13 protein-coding genes and 2 pseudogenes are annotated in these 17,417 nt (G+C 48.9%); 9 read left to right on the forward strand and 6 right to left on the reverse strand.

Annotation, left to right across the window (positions count from 1 at the left end; translation table 11 throughout):
• Positions 1 to 95 precede the first annotated feature (95 nt).
• The 8 genes from purT (at position 96) to ACDC99_RS07685 (ending at position 8,523) form a co-directional block, all read left to right on the forward strand.
• Complete coding sequence (gene purT, locus ACDC99_RS07650) at positions 96 to 1,277, forward strand: formate-dependent phosphoribosylglycinamide formyltransferase (protein ID WP_287074895.1); 1,182 nt, start codon at positions 96 to 98, stop codon at positions 1,275 to 1,277.
• A 137-nt stretch (positions 1,278 to 1,414) separates the two neighbouring features.
• Complete coding sequence (locus tag ACDC99_RS07655) at positions 1,415 to 1,828, forward strand: sugar 3,4-ketoisomerase (RefSeq protein WP_022317541.1); 414 nt, start codon at positions 1,415 to 1,417, stop codon at positions 1,826 to 1,828.
• Between the two features lie 5 nt (positions 1,829 to 1,833).
• Positions 1,834 to 2,802 carry a GNAT family N-acetyltransferase gene (locus tag ACDC99_RS07660; protein WP_156136937.1) on the forward strand — a complete coding sequence of 323 codons (969 nt, stop codon included), beginning with the start codon at positions 1,834 to 1,836 and terminating at the stop codon, positions 2,800 to 2,802.
• A gap of 19 nt (positions 2,803 to 2,821) precedes the next feature.
• Complete coding sequence (locus tag ACDC99_RS07665) at positions 2,822 to 4,069, forward strand: DegT/DnrJ/EryC1/StrS family aminotransferase (protein WP_370756492.1); 1,248 nt, start codon at positions 2,822 to 2,824, stop codon at positions 4,067 to 4,069.
• 169 nt (positions 4,070 to 4,238) lie between these two features.
• Positions 4,239 to 5,927, forward strand: coding sequence for a glycosyltransferase family 39 protein (locus tag ACDC99_RS07670; RefSeq protein ID WP_370756493.1), 1,689 nt, complete (start codon positions 4,239 to 4,241; stop codon positions 5,925 to 5,927).
• 30 nt (positions 5,928 to 5,957) lie between these two features.
• A complete protein-coding gene (locus ACDC99_RS07675) occupies positions 5,958 to 6,599 on the forward strand; it encodes a lactate utilization protein (protein ID WP_278839624.1) in 642 nt (213 codons plus the stop codon).
• 27 nt (positions 6,600 to 6,626) lie between these two features.
• Positions 6,627 to 7,421: a thymidylate synthase gene (locus ACDC99_RS07680; protein ID WP_370756494.1), complete on the forward strand. Its 795-nt coding sequence runs from the start codon at positions 6,627 to 6,629 to the stop codon at positions 7,419 to 7,421.
• A 586-nt stretch (positions 7,422 to 8,007) separates the two neighbouring features.
• Positions 8,008 to 8,523, forward strand: coding sequence for an Lrp/AsnC family transcriptional regulator (locus ACDC99_RS07685; protein WP_370756495.1), 516 nt, complete (start codon positions 8,008 to 8,010; stop codon positions 8,521 to 8,523).
• 175 nt (positions 8,524 to 8,698) lie between these two features.
• Here ACDC99_RS07685 and ACDC99_RS13115 read toward each other — a convergent pair.
• Positions 8,699 to 8,893, reverse strand: a pseudogene (locus ACDC99_RS13115) (IS1634 family transposase); the annotation flags it as partial.
• On the opposite strand from ACDC99_RS13115, the pseudogene ACDC99_RS07690 reads away from it, so the two are divergent.
• Positions 8,888 to 9,013 (forward strand): annotated as a pseudogene (locus ACDC99_RS07690) (tryptophan--tRNA ligase); the annotation flags it as partial. The pseudogenes ACDC99_RS13115 and ACDC99_RS07690 sit on opposite strands and share 6 nt — an antisense overlap.
• Positions 9,014 to 9,074: 61 nt before the next feature.
• On the opposite strand, the gene ACDC99_RS07695 reads toward ACDC99_RS07690, so the two are convergent.
• From ACDC99_RS07695 to ACDC99_RS07715, 5 genes are all read right to left on the reverse strand, one after another.
• The gene (locus ACDC99_RS07695; protein WP_288745284.1) at positions 9,075 to 11,525 is read right to left on the reverse strand and encodes a two-component regulator propeller domain-containing protein; all 2,451 of its coding nucleotides are present in this window, start codon (positions 11,523 to 11,525) and stop codon (positions 9,075 to 9,077) included.
• A gap of 146 nt (positions 11,526 to 11,671) precedes the next feature.
• A complete protein-coding gene (locus ACDC99_RS07700; RefSeq protein WP_287074910.1) occupies positions 11,672 to 15,388 on the reverse strand; it encodes a glycosyl hydrolase family 95 catalytic domain-containing protein in 3,717 nt (1,238 codons plus the stop codon).
• A 378-nt stretch (positions 15,389 to 15,766) separates the two neighbouring features.
• Positions 15,767 to 16,237: an ExbD/TolR family protein gene (locus tag ACDC99_RS07705; protein ID WP_370756496.1), complete on the reverse strand. Its 471-nt coding sequence runs from the start codon at positions 16,235 to 16,237 to the stop codon at positions 15,767 to 15,769.
• A 60-nt stretch (positions 16,238 to 16,297) separates the two neighbouring features.
• On the reverse strand, positions 16,298 to 16,843 hold the full coding sequence (locus tag ACDC99_RS07710) for an ExbD/TolR family protein (protein WP_042519949.1): 546 nt from the start codon (positions 16,841 to 16,843) through the stop codon (positions 16,298 to 16,300).
• 20 nt (positions 16,844 to 16,863) lie between these two features.
• Positions 16,864 to 17,379 carry a hypothetical protein gene (locus tag ACDC99_RS07715; RefSeq protein ID WP_156136936.1) on the reverse strand — a complete coding sequence of 172 codons (516 nt, stop codon included), beginning with the start codon at positions 17,377 to 17,379 and terminating at the stop codon, positions 16,864 to 16,866.
• Between the last annotated feature and the right edge of the window lie 38 nt (positions 17,380 to 17,417).

The raw sequence follows: 17,417 nt of genomic DNA on the forward strand, positions 1-17,417 counted from the left end.
ACCGGACGGCAAGACGGCTATAAAAGAAGGGGAAAGGAAAGGACATGACTGACAATCCCCGAAAATTTCACACAAACCCAAAGAAGATAAAAAAAATGAAGAAGATACTATTATTAGGATCCGGAGAACTTGGAAAAGAGTTTGTAATCGCAGCAAAACGTGCAGGACAGTATGTCATAGCCTGCGACCGCTATCCTAATGCCCCTGCCATGCAGGTGGCAGACGAAGCAGAAGTGTTCAACATGCTCGACGGCAAAGCCCTCGACAACGTAGTGGACAGACACAAACCGGATATCATCGTGCCTGAGATAGAAGCGATACGCACTGAGAGACTCTTCGACTATGAGAGCAATGGCATACAAGTGGTGCCGAGCGCCAAGGCGGTGAACTACACCATGAACCGCAAGGCTATCCGCGATCTGGCAGCCAAAGAACTGGGACTGCGCACGGCGAAGTATTTCTACGCCAAGACTCTCGATGAACTGAAGGCTCACTCAAAGGAAATCGGTTTCCCATGCGTAGTAAAGCCGCTGATGTCGTCGTCTGGCCACGGACAAAGCATCGTGAAGAGCGCCGATGAACTGGAGATGGCTTTCAACGCAGCCATGGAAGGCAGCCGCGGCGACGTGAAGGAGATAATCATCGAGGAGTTCATACATTTCGACAGTGAGTTCACGCTGCTCACCGTGACACAGAAGAACGGTCCCACCCTGTTCTGCCCTCCTATCGGCCACGTGCAGAAAGGCGGCGACTACAGAGAGAGCTGGCAACCGTTCTGTCTGCCTGCCGACGAACTGAAAAAGGCTGAAGACATGGCAGCAAAGGTCACTGCGGCTCTCACCGGCGCCGGCATCTGGGGAGTGGAATTCTTCCTTACGAAACAGGGTGAAGTGATATTCTCCGAACTCTCTCCGCGTCCTCACGACACAGGAATGGTGACCTTGGGACACACCCTGAACCTGAACGAGTTTGAACTCCACTTCCGTGCCGTTATGGGATTGCCAATACCTGCCATCCATCTGGAGCATGCCGGAGCGAGCGCCGTGGTTCTCGGCAAGGAGGAAACCGACGATGCACCGGCATACAATATGACCGACGCCGTAAGCGAAGACTATACCCGTCTGCGCATCTTCGGCAAAGAGCATCAGCTGGTGGGCAGACGCATGGGTGTAGTGTTGTGTTATGGCGACAAGGACGACGATACTACTCCGCTCCGCGACAAGGCTAAGCGTCTGGCTGCCACAGTGCTCGGAACTGACCCGTATATGGAGAAATAGATGTGGACCTGACTGACCGCCGACAACCCGCTAAGCAAACCTGCCGTTTCCTATAGAAACACAAAATGGACCTTGCCAGATCGTCTGGCTTGCAAACTTGCCTGCTCGTCAACTCGTCAACTAAAAAACATACAATAATGAAAGTTTCTGAAGCAAAGATTATCGACATCCCCAAGATTGAGGACCGCCGCGGAAATCTATCCGTGGTGGAGGAATACAACCAGATACCGTTCAAGATATCGAGGGCATACTGGGTTTACGACGTGCCGGGAGGCGAAAGCCGTGGCGGACACGCACACAAGAAGCTGAAGCAGCTGATAATAGCTCTCAGCGGCAGCTTCACTGTTACCCTCGACGACGGCACGGAGCGCCGCACTTTCCTGCTCAACCACCCATACCAGGGACTGGTGATAGAGACGGGCATCTGGCGAACGCTCGACGATTTCTCTTCTGGAGCCGTATGCCTCGTGCTTGCATCAGAGGTTTATGAACCAGAGGACTATATCTACGACTACGAGGAATTCCTGAAATACAAGGGAGTAAAAGACTGATTAACGTGACATCACACAATGTGTATGAAGATAAGGCTATGTGTATGGAGATAAAGGAACTGTCGGCTGAAGAATACGACAAGACATACCCCTCTGAGTATGTCTACAACAGCGTTGCCTTCTGCGAACTGAACAGAGAGAAGGTGGAACGGATAAGATATCTCTCCATCGGCGATACAAAACCGCGTTTCGGCATCATCCTCGGTGAGCGTGCCGACTCGCTGGCATCGCCTTTCTCTGCTCCTTTCGGCGGATTCACACAGTGCGACACGCTGAGACTCGACTATATGGACGAGGCTGCAAGACTGGTTGCCGACTATGCCTGCCGGATGGGAAAGAAACTCATCATCACGCCGCCGGCACTGGTCTACGACACTACGCTGCTGTCGAAATGGACCAACATCCTGTCTTCGCACCTGTCAACGAGGTGGGTGGACCTGAACTATCACTTCGACCTCAGCCGCATGGACGACTACTCCTGCCACATGGAACGCAATGCCAAAAAGAACCTCAACCGTGCCTTGCGGCAGGACTTCTGCTTCGTGAAGCTCGACAGCGGCAAGAGGAGCGATGTGGAGCGTGCCTACAACGTTATCCGCCGCAACAGGGAGGAACGCGGCTTTCCGCTCAGAATGACTCTCGAACAGGTGTGGCAGACGGTGAGCAGAGTGGTAAGCGCCGATTTCTTCGTGCTCGAACATGGCGGCAACGACGTGGCTGCGGCTCAAGTGTTCCGGGTTTCCAGAAACATTGCCCAGGTGGTATACTGGGGTGACATAAGAGAATATTCCGCCCTGCGCCCCATGAACATGATCACCTACTGCGTGTTCAAGCATTACCACGACGCCGGACTGCGCATCCTCGACATCGGCATATCCACGGAATGCGGAGTGCCAAATTTCGGTCTCTGCGAATTCAAGGAGAGCATCGGATGCGGGGTGACGCTGAAATACAGTTTCGAAAGCAAACAATAATAATCATCACTTCATTCTCATGATAAAATACTTAGACCTAAAAGACATAACAGCCCAGCATGCTGACGAGATACAGCAGGCAGTTGCCGGCGTGGTGGCTGGCGGATGGTATCTGCACGGCAAGGAGACTGAACGGTTTGAAAACGACTATGCCCGATATATCGGCACCCGTCACGCCATAGGCTGCGGCAACGGACTCGACGCGCTGACGCTGATATTCCGTGCATACAAAGAAATGGGAGTGATGAATGACGGCGACGAAGTGATAGTGCCTGCCAACACCTTTGTGGCATCCATCCTCGCCATAACGGAGAATGGTCTGAAGGCGGTGCTCGTGGAACCGCGCCTCGACACTCTGCAGATTGACGATTCGCTGATAGAACAAGCCATAACACCGCGCACCAAGGCGATAATGATAGTGCATCTCTACGGCAGATGTGCCTATACCGACCACATCGGTGACATCTGCCGCAAGCATCACCTGAAACTGATAGAAGACAATGCCCAAGCTCACGGATGCCTGTATCGGGAGACTGCCACCGACAATCCCCTCTACGGCAGACGCACGGGAGGTCTGGGCGATGCCGCAGGCCACAGTTTCTATCCGGGCAAGAATCTCGGAGCGTTGGGCGATGCGGGAGCCGTAACCTGCAACGACGACATGCTGGCGGAGATGATACGGTCGCTGGGCAACTATGGTTCGTCACGCAAATACGTGTTCGACCACTGTGGCCGCAACTCCCGGTTAGACGAGGTGCAGGCTGCCGTGCTCGACGTGAAGCTGCGCCATCTCAACACCGACAACGGGCGGCGCCGCCAAGTGGCGCTACGGTTGATTGAGGGCATAAACAATCCTCTGGTAAGAGTGCCTTCGCCGGATTTCCATTCCAACAGTGTCTTCCACATCTTCCCCATCCTATCCGAAAAGCGCAATGCCCTGCAGGAATATCTCCTCAGCAACGGCGTGCAGACGATGATACACTACCCCATTCCGCCCCACCGGCAGAATTGCTATGCCTCGCCGGCATCTGCAGATGATGCAGGGGTGACAAATCATAATGCAGGGATGACGGCTGATAATGCAGGGATAACAACTGATGCTGTCGGGCTGAAGGCTGACTGCAAGGGCTGTCTGGTTTTGCCCGACGGCGGACTGCCCGTCACGGAACTAATCCACAACGAGGAACTGAGTCTGCCCTGCAACCAGACCATGACTGAAGACGATGTGGAGAGAATAATACGGTTGATAAACGATTTCCGTGTCTGACCTCACCGGCGGCAAGACAAGGCCATACACCATACCACTCAGTGGCAATACAAAACAACCCGCCTTTTTATCCGGCGGCAAAAAAATAAAAAATGTAACACTATAATCCACCATATCAGTAACACCATATCAGTAATATCATATCTGTAACACCCTAATCCATCATATCATGATAAATCTGTCATCACACAAGGCCTTCTCCATCTATCTGCTCTTTGCGGCACTGTTTCTGGGAGTGCAGATGTTCCAAGGTCTCTCCTATCTCGACATCGGAATGTATATGTCGGGATACCAGCATTTCACGAGCGACCCATACGCTTCATACTTCCTCGGACAGTGGATTCTCACCTACGACGTAACATCGGCTCTCTGCAAAATATTCTCCATCAACTCTTTCCTGGGGCTCAGGGTGCTGCATCTGGTTTATGTGCTTGTCACCCAGACCGTGGTGTATCTATATCTGCGGCAATACATATCCACAAGGAGCATCATCACCGGACTGCTCATCGCCACGCTTGCCCACTACGGCAGCTACACGGAGATAAACTATAACGACTATTCTGCCCTGCTGCTCCTGCTCAGCATCCTATGCTATCATGGCGGAGCCGACAGAGACAACCAGTGGATAATAATGATGGGCGGTGTGCTGGCTGGAGTGGCGGTATATTTCCGCATCGTCAACATCACATACATCTGTCTCCCTCTCTGCGCCATGCTCATATCCAAGAAATGGAACAACGGACACAGTCCGTCAAACGGCGCAACATTCTTCTATATCGGTATGTGCTTCGGCGGACTGCTGGGATATGTCGTGCTGCTCTGCCAAGGTCTCGACAACGTGTTCGCACTGACCTTCAACGACATCGCCGGCATCTCCTCCGACAAGAGCGACACCCACGGCATGCTCTACGTGATGCGCAGCATGTACGACCTCTACACCGAGGTGGTGGCTAATGCCGGATACATCATGCTGTTCTGGATTATCATCGTGGCCGGAATGAAGCAGACCAGAAGGATAATGAGGATAACGCTGGTTGCTGTAGCCATAGTGCTCACGCTCGTAATGATGAACTTCTCGTTCTTCCCCTCAAACATCACCATGGCTCTATGTCTGATAGGCGGCGTGGGGGTGTTCTTCATCCGTGGCGTATACCCTCCGCTCGCCCATCTCGTGATGATCAGCCTGTTCCTGCCATTCGTGATGCCGGTGGGAAGCAATGCCGAACCGTCGTTCTATGGCAAGGAGACGTGTTTCCTCACCCTGCCCCTCGTGATGTATGTATTGTTTGAGGAACTGATGCCCAAGAAGGAACAGCTGGAGAGACGTGCCGCCATGTGTATGATAGGGGTGCTGGGTGCCGGCCTGCTGTTCTTCAACCTCACCCACAAGCAGATGGAAGAGGGCAACCGCATAGCATGCCGCTACACCGTGGACAGTCAGCTGACCCGCGGCATCCTCACCACAAAGGAGAACGCCGACATGTATAACTATCTCATCCGGGAGGTGAAACCCCACATCCGCCAGGGCAGCTATATGATATGCTCGTTCTCGCTGCCTGCCGTTTCGATATTGGATTGCAAGCCGTGGGCGGTGTACTCCACGGTATACAGCACCGACCGCATGAACGACCGCTACATCAAAGTGGCATGGAAGCATACCAAAGAACTGCCATACGTGCTGCTCGACGAGGAGAATCTCCCTGATGGCTACAAGCATATCATGGAGGAACTCTCGCTCATAAGGAAATACCAGAAGATATGGACCGACGGCAAATATTCGCTATACTACAGCAAGCCTTATCCGGGACCTGAAAGACCGAAAATCACCGACGTAGATCCATACAGGCATCATCCTTGATGAAAATCCATAATAACAACTCTGCATATCATGACACCAAAGGAAAAGAGAAACGCATTGCTCGCCGAAAAGCTGGTGGGCAACCTGAAGCAGCGACACTACGAAGCATTCTTCTGCCACACGGCACAGGAGGCTGTGGAGAAGATTACCGGGATGATTCCCGAAGGAAGCTCCGTGACATGGGGCGGATCGATGACTATCCGCGACATGGGACTCACCAGGGCGCTACACAACAAGGAGGGGCTCGACATCTGGGACCGCGACCTGGCGCCAGACCGCGAGGCGGCACAGGAAATCTACCGCCGCGCCTTCTATGCCGACTACTATCTGTCGAGCGTCAACGCCATGTCGGAAGACGGCGAGATAGTGAACATCGACGGCAACGGCAACCGTGTGGCGGCTATAACATTCGGTCCGAAACACGTGATTCTGGTGGTGGGCATCAACAAGGTGGCGCAGAACCTGGAGGCTGCCATATCGCGCGCCCGCAGTCTGGCGGCACCTGTAAACATGATGCGATTCGCCGACCTCAACACGCCATGCAAACACGACGGCACGTGTCACGACTGCAAATCGCCTGACTCCATCTGCAACTACATACAGATAATGCGGAACTCGCATCCCACAGGCAGACATATCGTAGTGATAGTGGGCGAAGAACTGGGATATTGAATCTTTTAAAACATGAAATAAGAACTTATGCAACAATACTTGAACCTCCTCGACCGCATCCTGACAGAGGGCACGAAGAAGTCCGACCGCACGGGAACGGGAACAATAAGCATCTTCGGCAATCAGATGCGTTTCGACATGAGCAAGGGATTCCCACTGCTCACCACAAAGAAGCTACACCTCAAGTCGATAATTTACGAACTGCTGTGGTTCCTGCAGGGCGACACCAACGTGAAATACCTGCAAGACCACGGTGTGCGCATCTGGAACGAATGGGCCGACGAAAACGGCGAACTGGGTCCTATCTACGGACATCAGTGGCGCTCGTGGCCGGGACACAACGGTGAACCGATTGACCAGATAAAGAAGGTGGTGGAACAGATAAAAAACACTCCTGACTCCCGACGGATGATTGTGAGCGCATGGAACGTGGCCGACATCGACGACATGAAACTGCCGCCTTGCCACTGCTTCTTCCAGTTTTATGTTGCCGACGGCAAACTCTCGCTGCAGCTATACCAGCGCAGCGCCGACACTTTCCTCGGAGTGCCGTTCAACATCGCCTCTTATGCCCTGCTGCTGCTCATGGTGGCACAGGTGACAGGACTCAAGCCGGGCGACTTCATCCATACCACCGGCGACACTCACCTCTATCTCAACCACATCGAACAGGCAAGGCTGCAGCTGACCCGCACTCCGAGACCTCTGCCCCAGATGAAGCTGAACCCGGATGTGAAAGACCTCTTCAGCTTCAGATTCGAGGACTTCCAGCTCGAAGGCTACGACCCATGGCCGCATATCGCAGCACAGGTGAGCGTATAGGGCAGTCTGCTTTTCATCATTTGGGCTTAAGATAAAAAATGGACAGCATGCGTGCCCACATAGGGCAAGCACCTTGCCCCAGTTGAGAAAGCACCTTGCCCCAGTTAGGCACGCGTCTTGCCCATTTTTTATATAATTGCATAGTCAACCACAGGCTCAAGCAAGTATTTGCAGATAGAATATCGCCTGAAGTTCAAACTGCCATTTTGAATTTTAGCTCAAAAGTTATAAATTATATTTTGAAAAACGCTCATTCCCTTTCTAAAAACGACAAATTTGGATTATAGTGCAGATATGCGTATGGGCACGATAGAAATCAGAAGAAGGAGAATGATTTATTTTTGAATTACCAGACAAGGATAAAAAATTAAAAGGAAACTGCATTTTCTGATTACAAACTATTGCAGGTTACTTCAAAAAAATATATCTTTGCACGGTTTAGCAAACTGCGTCGGTCATTGTCAACCGATGGTTTTATGGTACAATAATCCCCACATGGAAGTTACGGGAAAAGACATCATAAAGGAGCAAGAAAACAAACGAAAGAATATAACATAACAATTATCCACAAACATCATAACAAAACATGGCACATCATAATTTAGATTCTTTGGACAAGAAGATTCTCAAACTCATCGCGGAAGACGCAAGAATGCCGTTCCTCGAGGTGGCAAGAGTCTGCAACGTGAGCGGAGCCGCTATTCACCAGCGCATTCAGAAACTCAGCAACCAAGGCGTGCTGAAGGGTTCGAAATTCAACATCGACCCTGAGAAAATAGGATATGAGACGTGTGCCTTCATCGGCATCAACCTGAAGCATCCGGAGAACTTCGACGAAGTGGTGGAGAAGCTGAAGCGCATTCCGGAAATCGTGGAATGCCACTACACCACCGGTGACTACGATATGTTCATGAAGATATACGCCCTTAACAACCATCATCTGCTCAACATCATCCATGACAACCTGCAGCCGCTCGGATTGTCGCGCAGCGAGACCATCATCTCGTTCAACTCGGCTTTCTGCCGCCAGCTGCCTATCGTGGACGCTCCCGCTGAAGAGGACGACGATGTGGACGACACCAATGAGATGAACATAGAATAAATCAGAAACTATTTATATCAAATCGTCGGTCGTCAGGCCGGATTGGGGAAATAGAGAATGAGTCTCTGTCATAACTACTGATATGACTGAGACTCATTCATTTTTTTGTAGGGGCAGACGTTGACTTGTTTATCTTCCTGACTTTGACTATGCGTCACCCTTTTTGAATTTTTCTATTTTTCGGAGGCATAATCTCCACTTTTGCCACCACCACAAAATCGTCCAAAGAGAAACGTTGTATGAAATCATCAATGATAGGAAGCATTGTGTATCCCTCATATTGACTGCCATTGAAAATACAATATGACAATGGATAGCCATCACGACTAACCAAGAGACCTAGTACGATCTGCGACTCCGAGGTCTTGCCGCCCGCGAAACTGCAGCACAAACCTTGCATGAGGTGCGCGAAGCAATGAAGATAAACTACTTCGACGATGCTGCACTCATCCAGCAACAGGCTGAGATGTACAAAAACAAGAATTTATAAACCCCAAACGGTCCTTAGGCCGTTTGGGGGTTATTATAAGTCCAACACTATATGACAGACACTATTCCGTCAACTGATGTCTCTCCCTAAACTCTGTAGGCGTACACCCCTCAGCCTTTTTGAAACATCGACTAAAATACTTCGGATCGGTAAAGCCACAACGATAGGCTATTTCCGACACATTCAGTCCTTTATCGTTTATCAGCATACCGTAAGCTTTCTCAAGACGATAGTTCTGCATATATATATTAGGTGTGCATCCATACACCTTCTTCATCTGTATATAAAGCAACGAACGGCTCAATCCCATCTCACAAGAGAACATTCCCACATTCAGCTCGGAATCGGAATAATGCTTCTGCATAAACGTTTCCACCTTTTCCTTAAAAGCATTGTCGGAACCGGTCCCATCAGAACTGGATACAGAACCGATACCGTAAACACTGCCATCAATTGCAGCAGGCAACGCCGGCTGGGCGTCTCCCTCTATCATATCACCTAAACGCACCTTTATATATTCCATCTTTTCTTCTTTGGAAAGTCTGAGAATCCTTATCTCCTTCTCAAGACTACGGATATAGCAGATTACTTTCACTAAAAGGAATATAAACGCAAGCACCAATCCGCCATACAGCATCCATGCCACTGGACGTTCGTTAAAGTATGGCGTACGATGGATTATAATGCAGGCTTCATTGTCTACCCAGACCCCGTCACCATTAGTGGAACGCACCCTCAAACGGAATGTCCCTGCCGGAATATTTGAAAGATTTATATGATTGTCCTTTGTATAAAGCCACTTCTTGTCTACGTCTTCAAGCATGTAGGCATATTGTATAGGCTCCGTCTTATTATAGTCGATTGCCGCAAACGATACGTTAAGTGATTTTTCTTCCGGCGACAGAGATATACTGTCAGGCATATCAAACACAATCTTCGGCACGTAACGACTCTTGCCCAAAACATTCTCATCTACGGCAAGCACACCTTGCGTAGTGCCGAAAAGTGTTGTCTTGCCAGTGTTTATGCCAAGTGGAGGACATTCGGAAAAAGAAAAGCCTTTAGTGAACGTCCCCTCTATATAATTCGTAAAAGTATCATTACGTGGATTGAAAGACATAAGTCCATGTTCCGACACTGCCCATATCAAACCTTTCTTGTCTTCGTAAAGAGCAAGCACGATGTCGGTTGACATACCATTATCCATCGTGTAGGCACGGAAACGTATCTTGTCGCTGAACAGATTTCCAGAACTTACGACATTCAACCCTCCTCCATACGTTGCAACATATATCTTACCATCCTTACTACGCAACAGACTCATCACCTGGTTGTTGCCGAGCGACTCCACATCCGACGGCACCCGTTTGTTCTGCAAGAAGCGAAAACCATGAATACCACGCTGAATCTTTGTTGCAAACAATCCGTCATTAGTGGCAAGCAGAAGGCTACCGTCAGGAACAAGCAGCATATCATGAATGAACTTAGCCTCAACAGGATAACGGTCAAGACCATTGTCACAATGGATGAATTGCGGGGTTTCGCTCCAAGGATTAACTATCACATTCAGTCCTCCTCCGTATGTTCCGACAAGAATACGCCCGAACTTGTCTTCCAACACCGAATAAACACTATTGTTGTTTATACCATACTTATTATCCTTTCCTTTGAAAAACGCCTTGACTTTAAAGCCGCCATCTTTTAATGGCATCAGTCTGAACAGTCCGTTTGGCTTTGTGCCTATCCACAAATACCCATGTGAGTCCCTAAACATACAATAGGCATTTGCACCAAACGGATGACGCAACTTAGATATTGAGCCGTTACCACATAAGTATCCTTTAGTATTTCCGACTTTGTCCCAGACACAGATAACTCCGTTTTTATCGGCAACAAAGATGTCATCGGCTCCATATTGGAAAATACAGCGTATAAACTCTTCGCCTTCACTGCTCCTTTTAACAGGTGACAAACGCTTCTTGTTAAAGACAACACGGTCAAGTCCGCTATGAGTGAACACCCAATAGCCGCCTTGACGGTCTTTATACAAAATACGTGTTTCTATATCCTTATATTCAGGCAGACAGCCAATCATGGATTTCTGTTGGGCTGTCGGTCTGAAACGATCTGCCTGACTCTTCACTCTGTCAGGCAATGCGACAAAGCGTTTTTCATTGCATTTGAAAAGAAAGAACTTGTTTTCATGAAACTTACACAGGATATTCCCGTCTTTTGTCTCACTAATAGACAAGATACGGTTGTTTGGCAAAGGGCAATTGTCACCTTGCCGTGCCTTATAGTGGAAGAAGGAATAGCCATCATAGCGGCAAAGACCGTTCCACGAGCTAATCCAGATATACCCCTTTGAATCCTGAATAATCCCAGTAAACACACTTTGGGGCAAGCCATCCTTTTCAGAGAAATGAGTTATTTGCACTTCCGTATTTCCAGCAAGCGAAATACCGGTAAGCAACGTCAACAGGAAGGAGAGCAACATCCTTTTTACATTCATTATATTATCCGAAATAAGCCTCATTACAAGTAACGATTAGTCATTAGCACTTGCAAAGATAACACTTTTAATCATTAATACAAAAGGAAAGGGAGAATGTCAACGCATTCTCCCCTCACTAATATTATTCAACAAAGAATTATTTGCTATTTAACATATTTCTTTCCCTTAGCGACAACTACGCCATGATAACCTTCTCCAATACGCTGACCGTTAAGATTATATATAGCATTATCTTTTTCAGACTCTCTGGAAAGACCTGATACAGGAACAATAGCAGCAAGGCCTCCAACAAGCGTTATCTCCTCACCTGCATTAGTTGGAATATCATAGAGATAAGTATCCGGAAGCGTAGTGGCAGGAATCTTACTTGCATCCTTGACTATAGGCTCCGGCATGCCGTAAGGCTGCATCAAAGAATTGGTATTATTGCCTTCTGCTACAGAAAGAGCTGTACCATCGGCTTTTGTCAATGGTGTTGCAGTACGCAGACGTAAGTTTCCGCCGACAGTAGACTTCACTGCAAGCTTCTCTATCTTGCCGTCAACCCATTTCATATCTGTCACCACAAATCCGCCACGGGCACACAGTCCTTTCACTTCGCCACCGGCTTTCCATTCCGTAGGCAATGCAGGAAGAACATGCAAGAAGCCGGCATGTGACTGCACAAGCATCTCTGCTATAGCTGCAGTAGCTCCGAAGTTTCCGTCAATCTGGAATGGAGGATGGGCATCAAACATATTTGCATACGAGCCGCCGTCGGAAGAAGCGATTGTCACATTAGGGTCGAGCAGGACAAGCTGGTTCTTAAGAATCTTCATGGCATGGTCTCCATCAAGCATACGTGCCCACATGGCTTCCTTCCATCCCATCGACCATCCGCGGGCAGCATCGCCACGTCCGACAAGACTCTTGTGTACTGCCTGATAAAGTGTAGCGTTTTCGTATGGAGAAACCTGATTGCCAGGATAAGCGCCCCAGAGATGAGACAGATGACGATGAGACGAATTCTCTCGATCCCAGTCTTCCTGCCATTCCTGTACCTGTCCGTATTTACCAATCTTCCATGGAGTAATCTGTGCCTTCAGAGCATCAAGAGCATCTGCGAAATCCGCATCCTCACCAAGAGCACGAGCTGCAAGAGCTGTATTCTTCAACAAGTCATAGACCATCTCGTTATCCATGGCAACTCCTCCGAAAAGGGCAATGTTTGCAGTATTACCGTCAGACTTGGTATAAGAGCCTATACCAGGATGATTCTCCGGTGAGTTGCTCGGACAAACAACCATATACCCTGTATTCGGATCCTTCACAAGAAAATCCTGGAAGAATTCTGCCGCTCCCTTCATTATAGGATAGACCTCTGCAAGATATGTCTTGTCGCCAGAGAAGAGATAACGCTCCCAAAGGTGAGAGCAGAACCATGCGTTACATGTAGGCCATACTCCTACGGTGCCATTGTCTACCGCACCTGTCGTACGCCAAATATCTGTATTATGATGTAAAGCCCATCCACGTGCGCCATACATCTTCTGAGCTGTTTCCGCACCTGTAACACTTACATCCTTGATCATCTCGACAAACGGCTCATGGCATTCTGCAAGATTTGTGACTTCTGCAGGCCAGTAGTTCATCTCAACATTGATATTTGATGTGTATTTCGAATCCCAAGCCGGATACTGACGCGCATCAGGATTCCAGATACCCTGCAGATTAGCTGGCTGTGTGCCTGGTTGTGAAGAAGATATGAGCAGGTAACGTCCAAACTGGAAGTAGTTGGCTGCCAACTGAGGATCAGAAGTCTTATGGAACTCCTTTATACGCTGTTCCGTGTTCTTGGACTCCTGTGTAGCATTACCTGCAAGAGTCAGGTCCACACGGTCAAACTGTGCCCTGTAGACAGATTCATGATCCGAAAGCGTTGTAACATAATCTTTCTTGCTGTTCTCGTAAGCTTCCAGATAGGCAAGAGCTGATGCACTTGCATCACCGCTTACATCATCATATTTCTTGAAATTAGTGGCTTGCGAAATAATGATTGTAGCGTATGTAGCACCTGTCACATTAAGACGCGGAGCATTTGTAGCGGCTCCCACTGTTCCCTGAGCATAGATATTGACATTGTCGTTTGTAATAGCGCCGTCAGTGTCCACAATACGCAGATAAGTACAAAGGTTGAGCTTGTTTTCCACATTCTCACACTTGTCACGTGCCGGTCCCATCGTTGCCTTGACAGTATGATCGTCATAGAGGACGTTAGACGTGAGCTTCTCTATATTCGACTTATTACAACCGGCATAAGCCACATTGAAGTCGAGTTTACCTGTCTGGTCCGCTTCAAGACGCACCACTGTGACATTATCCTTGAAAGAAGTGAATACTGTACGCTTATACCCTACACCTTTCACATGATACTCCACATTGCTTGTTGCAGTATTCATATCAAGATAGCGAACATAGCCTTGTGCATCAACAGCATCCGAAGTCTGTGCACTTTCCATATCATCGAAACGCTGTCCCGGGAAGCCAAGCAAGACAACACCTGCTGCACGATAACTTGCTCCATGCGAGCCTTGCGACATCCAGTTCGTAACTGCAAGATTCTGTACCGAAGCATAATCTTTATTGAAGATGCCTTGCTGTACTTCTCCGAGTACTCCAAAAGCATTTGCATTATAGTTCGTGTTCGGTCCCTGGTCCCAGAATGTATCTTCGTTGAGCTGGAGCGTATCGCATGCGACACTACCGGAGTGCATAACACCAAGACGACCGTTTCCCAACGGTAGAGCTTCTTCCCAATAGCCTGCTGGCTTGTTGTACCACAAATGATTCTTGCTTTCTATTGTAGGAGCAGGTATCGGATCGGTATCGGCGGTGATGAAACTGAACGTCAAGGCTTTCGCAAGCACATTTCCAGAAAGGTCACTTACTGTATTTGCCGGTAGCTCAAAGTTATACATCGCACTTTTGTCAAGAGCAGAATAGCTGAAACGAATTACATTGCCGTTTACTGTTGGAGCAAGCTTGACAACACTGTTTGTATTTGCATTCGTAAGCGTTGCCTCTGCCCCATCCGCCACATGCACACTCTCGTCAAAGTTCAAAGCAATGGTTCCTGTTGTCACGACATTATCCTCATTATCCTTTGGACGGCTTGATACGAATGCCGGTGCTTCATGGTCGTCAGCAAGCACCTTTACATATTTCAGATTGTAATTGCTATTCTTCGTGGCACTGACAATAAAGAGTCTCACTATGACATTCTCCTTATTGTCGGCATCAAGAGAGTAAACAGCATCATTATATGTATTCCAATGACTGCCGCTGACATAGTCATCAAGTGTTGTCCATGTCGTCCCTCCATCAACGGAATACGCCACACCAAAATGTGTGGAGCTGCTTGAGCCGTCGCCTATAGCGAAATTAAGTTTCACGTTGTTCAGGTTTACAGTAGGGAAATTCACTTCGAAATATTGGTCATGTGTTGAGGCATCACCATAGTTTTCCTTTTGTGTAAATTTATCTATCGAAGCTGTGTTCAGACGCAAGACATAGCTGTCCTTACTTTGCTTTACCTCCCACTTGCCGTCACTTGTCTTCAGCGAAAGCTTATAGTTGGTCTGTACTCCAGAACATGTGTTCGGCAGAAACACCGGTTGTTTACTTTTCCATGCGGTATTGCTTATCGCCTGCCATCCGCTGCCATCCGGAGTGTAGGTCACAACAGTTCCGCTGCTTGAGCTTTCCCATCCCTCCGAGAACACCCATGACGCAACAGCTGTCTGTTGCGCATGGCTGATAACAGGATTCGCAAAGGTAAAAGCCAAAAGCATCAGAGCCACATGGAATAAATGACTCATCATTCTTTTCATAATTTTACTTTTTAATTGTTTTTAGATTATATTTTTTAGAATTCGTAAATATGCCGCAAAGGTAAAGAACAAAGGAAAGAACTATGCGGATTATTGTTTTTGTGATGTGGAAAATCGTATAAGTGACGAAAAAAAACAACTTGGTATGATTTCACCGTCACTTAATGAGAAATAGCGAACAATTGCAAATCAAGAACGAGGGCGTATCAAAAGAAAAACTTTGACACACCCTTTTCCTGACTTTGACTATGCGTCACCCTTTTTTCATTGTTATTTTTGCTAAGTTATTGAAAATGAGGGAATGTTATTTTGAGGGTACACATTTTGTCAAAGTCAGGTGTCATAACTACTGATATGACTGAGACTCATTCATTTTTTTGTAGGGGCAGACGTTGACTTGTTTATCCTGGTTCCGATGAACGTCACCTTCAGGGCGTTTGCCCGTCGCAGCGCCTGCTTCACCTCCATCATGGTCTTCATGTCTACATCCTTGTCGGCAGAGAGCGCCACGGTCATCTCCTGGGCCTCGTCGGGCGACATGCCGGAGCGCGACTCCGCGAGATAGTCCACGAGCTGGTCTATTGCCACCACCTTGTTGTCCACCTGTATGCGGTAGCCCTCCTGCCTGCCGTCTACAGGCTTTCCGATATACACATGGGTCACGCCAGCCTTCTTCTTCATCTTCGTGAGCTGTCTGCCCTCAGGCACACGATATCTCACCTTCACCTCGTCCTGTCGCATGTGGGTTACGATGATGAAGAAGAACAGCACCGTGAAGATAAGGTCGGGCAGCGATGCCGTGTTCAGTTCCGGCACGCTGCGGCGTTTGCGTATAAACATATTCTGTTGTCTCCTATTCTGTTTTTAGTTCCTCAAATCGGTCATCAGCCAGGTTGGGGGTTATTCTTTGTCTGCCGCATCCTGACCGCTCTCCTCGTTCAGGTTTTCCATCACACGCTGCGGATAGAGCTTGTCTATCTTCTTGCGCTCATACTGTTCGCATTCCACATACCGCTTGTGGTAGATGCCCATCGCGGCAGAGTTTCGGATTGAGGTGTATGCCGAGCTTACGGCATCCTGAACGTGGAAATAATCATCGTATTTGGATGTGGGGAGCATCTTGATGCTCACCACGTGTGTGGCGCGGTCGGGACAGCCGGCAACGAATTTCTCCACCATTCCCTGCAGGCGCCTCACGTCGACAGGCTTGCCGTCTACTCTCACGTCGCCCTCGCCCCAGATGCTGATATCCATCACGTTGCGGCGGTCCATCTCCGTCACCTCCTCCGTCTTCGCCTTGTCTTCGGGCGGCAGCTGCTTGAAGACACCCTTGGTGGAATCCATCGACGAGATGACGAGGAAGAAGACGAGCAGGATGAACGAGATGTCGGCGGTGGAAGTGGTGTTCAGCCCCGGCACCTCACGCTTGCCGCGTCGGAAATTCATTGAAAACCTTTTCTGTCTTATCACTTTTCCTCCTTTTTCCTGTTTTTCCTCCTCATTGCCGATCCGCCTACCGAAACCGCCACTGCCACTACGGCAGCGAGGAGCATGGCGAATACGGTGTATATGAACATGTCGGCAACCTTGAGCCACATGGCATCGCTGAAGGTCTTGCCGTTTACAGACAGCGGATCTGCCGACCCTGCCACGTATGCCAGCACGAGCATTGCCACGAACGCCATTGCCGACCAGCGCTTTATCCTGGCCACGGGAATGCCGTTGACCACCTTCTCGGCAGACCGGATTTTCGCCGCTTTATACAGCGAGAAGACCAGCACTCCCACAGCCCCCACCACCATCAGATAGATGAAAATGAGCACGATGTCGGTGAGCAGCGGAGCATTGTAGTCGGGGTCGAACACGTATGGCATATCGTAGCCCACGAGATAGAAAAGCGCGAAGACCACTGCCGTCACGCCTATCATGGCATAGAGCAGACGGGTGGACATCTGCCATGCCTTGAGCTTTCTCTTTTTCATACCCATAGCGTTATTGTCTTGTTTTTCTTTCTGCTGCA

Source organism: Prevotella pectinovora, assembly GCF_041323955.1.
Taxonomy (GTDB): domain Bacteria; phylum Bacteroidota; class Bacteroidia; order Bacteroidales; family Bacteroidaceae; genus Prevotella; species Prevotella pectinovora.

Bases quoted from the DNA above. Each gene is read 5' to 3' on its own strand.
- purT (WP_287074895.1), top strand. From the start codon at position 96: ATGAAGAAGATACTATTATTAGGATCCGGAGAACTTGGAAAAGAGTTT.
- ACDC99_RS07655 (WP_022317541.1), top strand. From the start codon at position 1,415: ATGAAAGTTTCTGAAGCAAAGATTATCGACATCCCCAAGATTGAGGAC.
- ACDC99_RS07665 (WP_370756492.1), top strand. From the start codon at position 2,822: ATGATAAAATACTTAGACCTAAAAGACATAACAGCCCAGCATGCTGAC.
- ACDC99_RS07670 (WP_370756493.1), top strand. From the start codon at position 4,239: ATGATAAATCTGTCATCACACAAGGCCTTCTCCATCTATCTGCTCTTT.
- ACDC99_RS07675 (WP_278839624.1), top strand. From the start codon at position 5,958: ATGACACCAAAGGAAAAGAGAAACGCATTGCTCGCCGAAAAGCTGGTG.
- ACDC99_RS07680 (WP_370756494.1), top strand. From the start codon at position 6,627: ATGCAACAATACTTGAACCTCCTCGACCGCATCCTGACAGAGGGCACG.
- ACDC99_RS07685 (WP_370756495.1), top strand. From the start codon at position 8,008: ATGGCACATCATAATTTAGATTCTTTGGACAAGAAGATTCTCAAACTC.
- ACDC99_RS07695 (WP_288745284.1), bottom strand. From the start codon at position 11,525: ATGAATGTAAAAAGGATGTTGCTCTCCTTCCTGTTGACGTTGCTTACC.
- ACDC99_RS07700 (WP_287074910.1), bottom strand. From the start codon at position 15,388: ATGATGAGTCATTTATTCCATGTGGCTCTGATGCTTTTGGCTTTTACC.
- ACDC99_RS07705 (WP_370756496.1), bottom strand. From the start codon at position 16,237: ATGTTTATACGCAAACGCCGCAGCGTGCCGGAACTGAACACGGCATCG.
- ACDC99_RS07710 (WP_042519949.1), bottom strand. From the start codon at position 16,843: ATGAATTTCCGACGCGGCAAGCGTGAGGTGCCGGGGCTGAACACCACT.
- ACDC99_RS07715 (WP_156136936.1), bottom strand. From the start codon at position 17,379: ATGAAAAAGAGAAAGCTCAAGGCATGGCAGATGTCCACCCGTCTGCTC.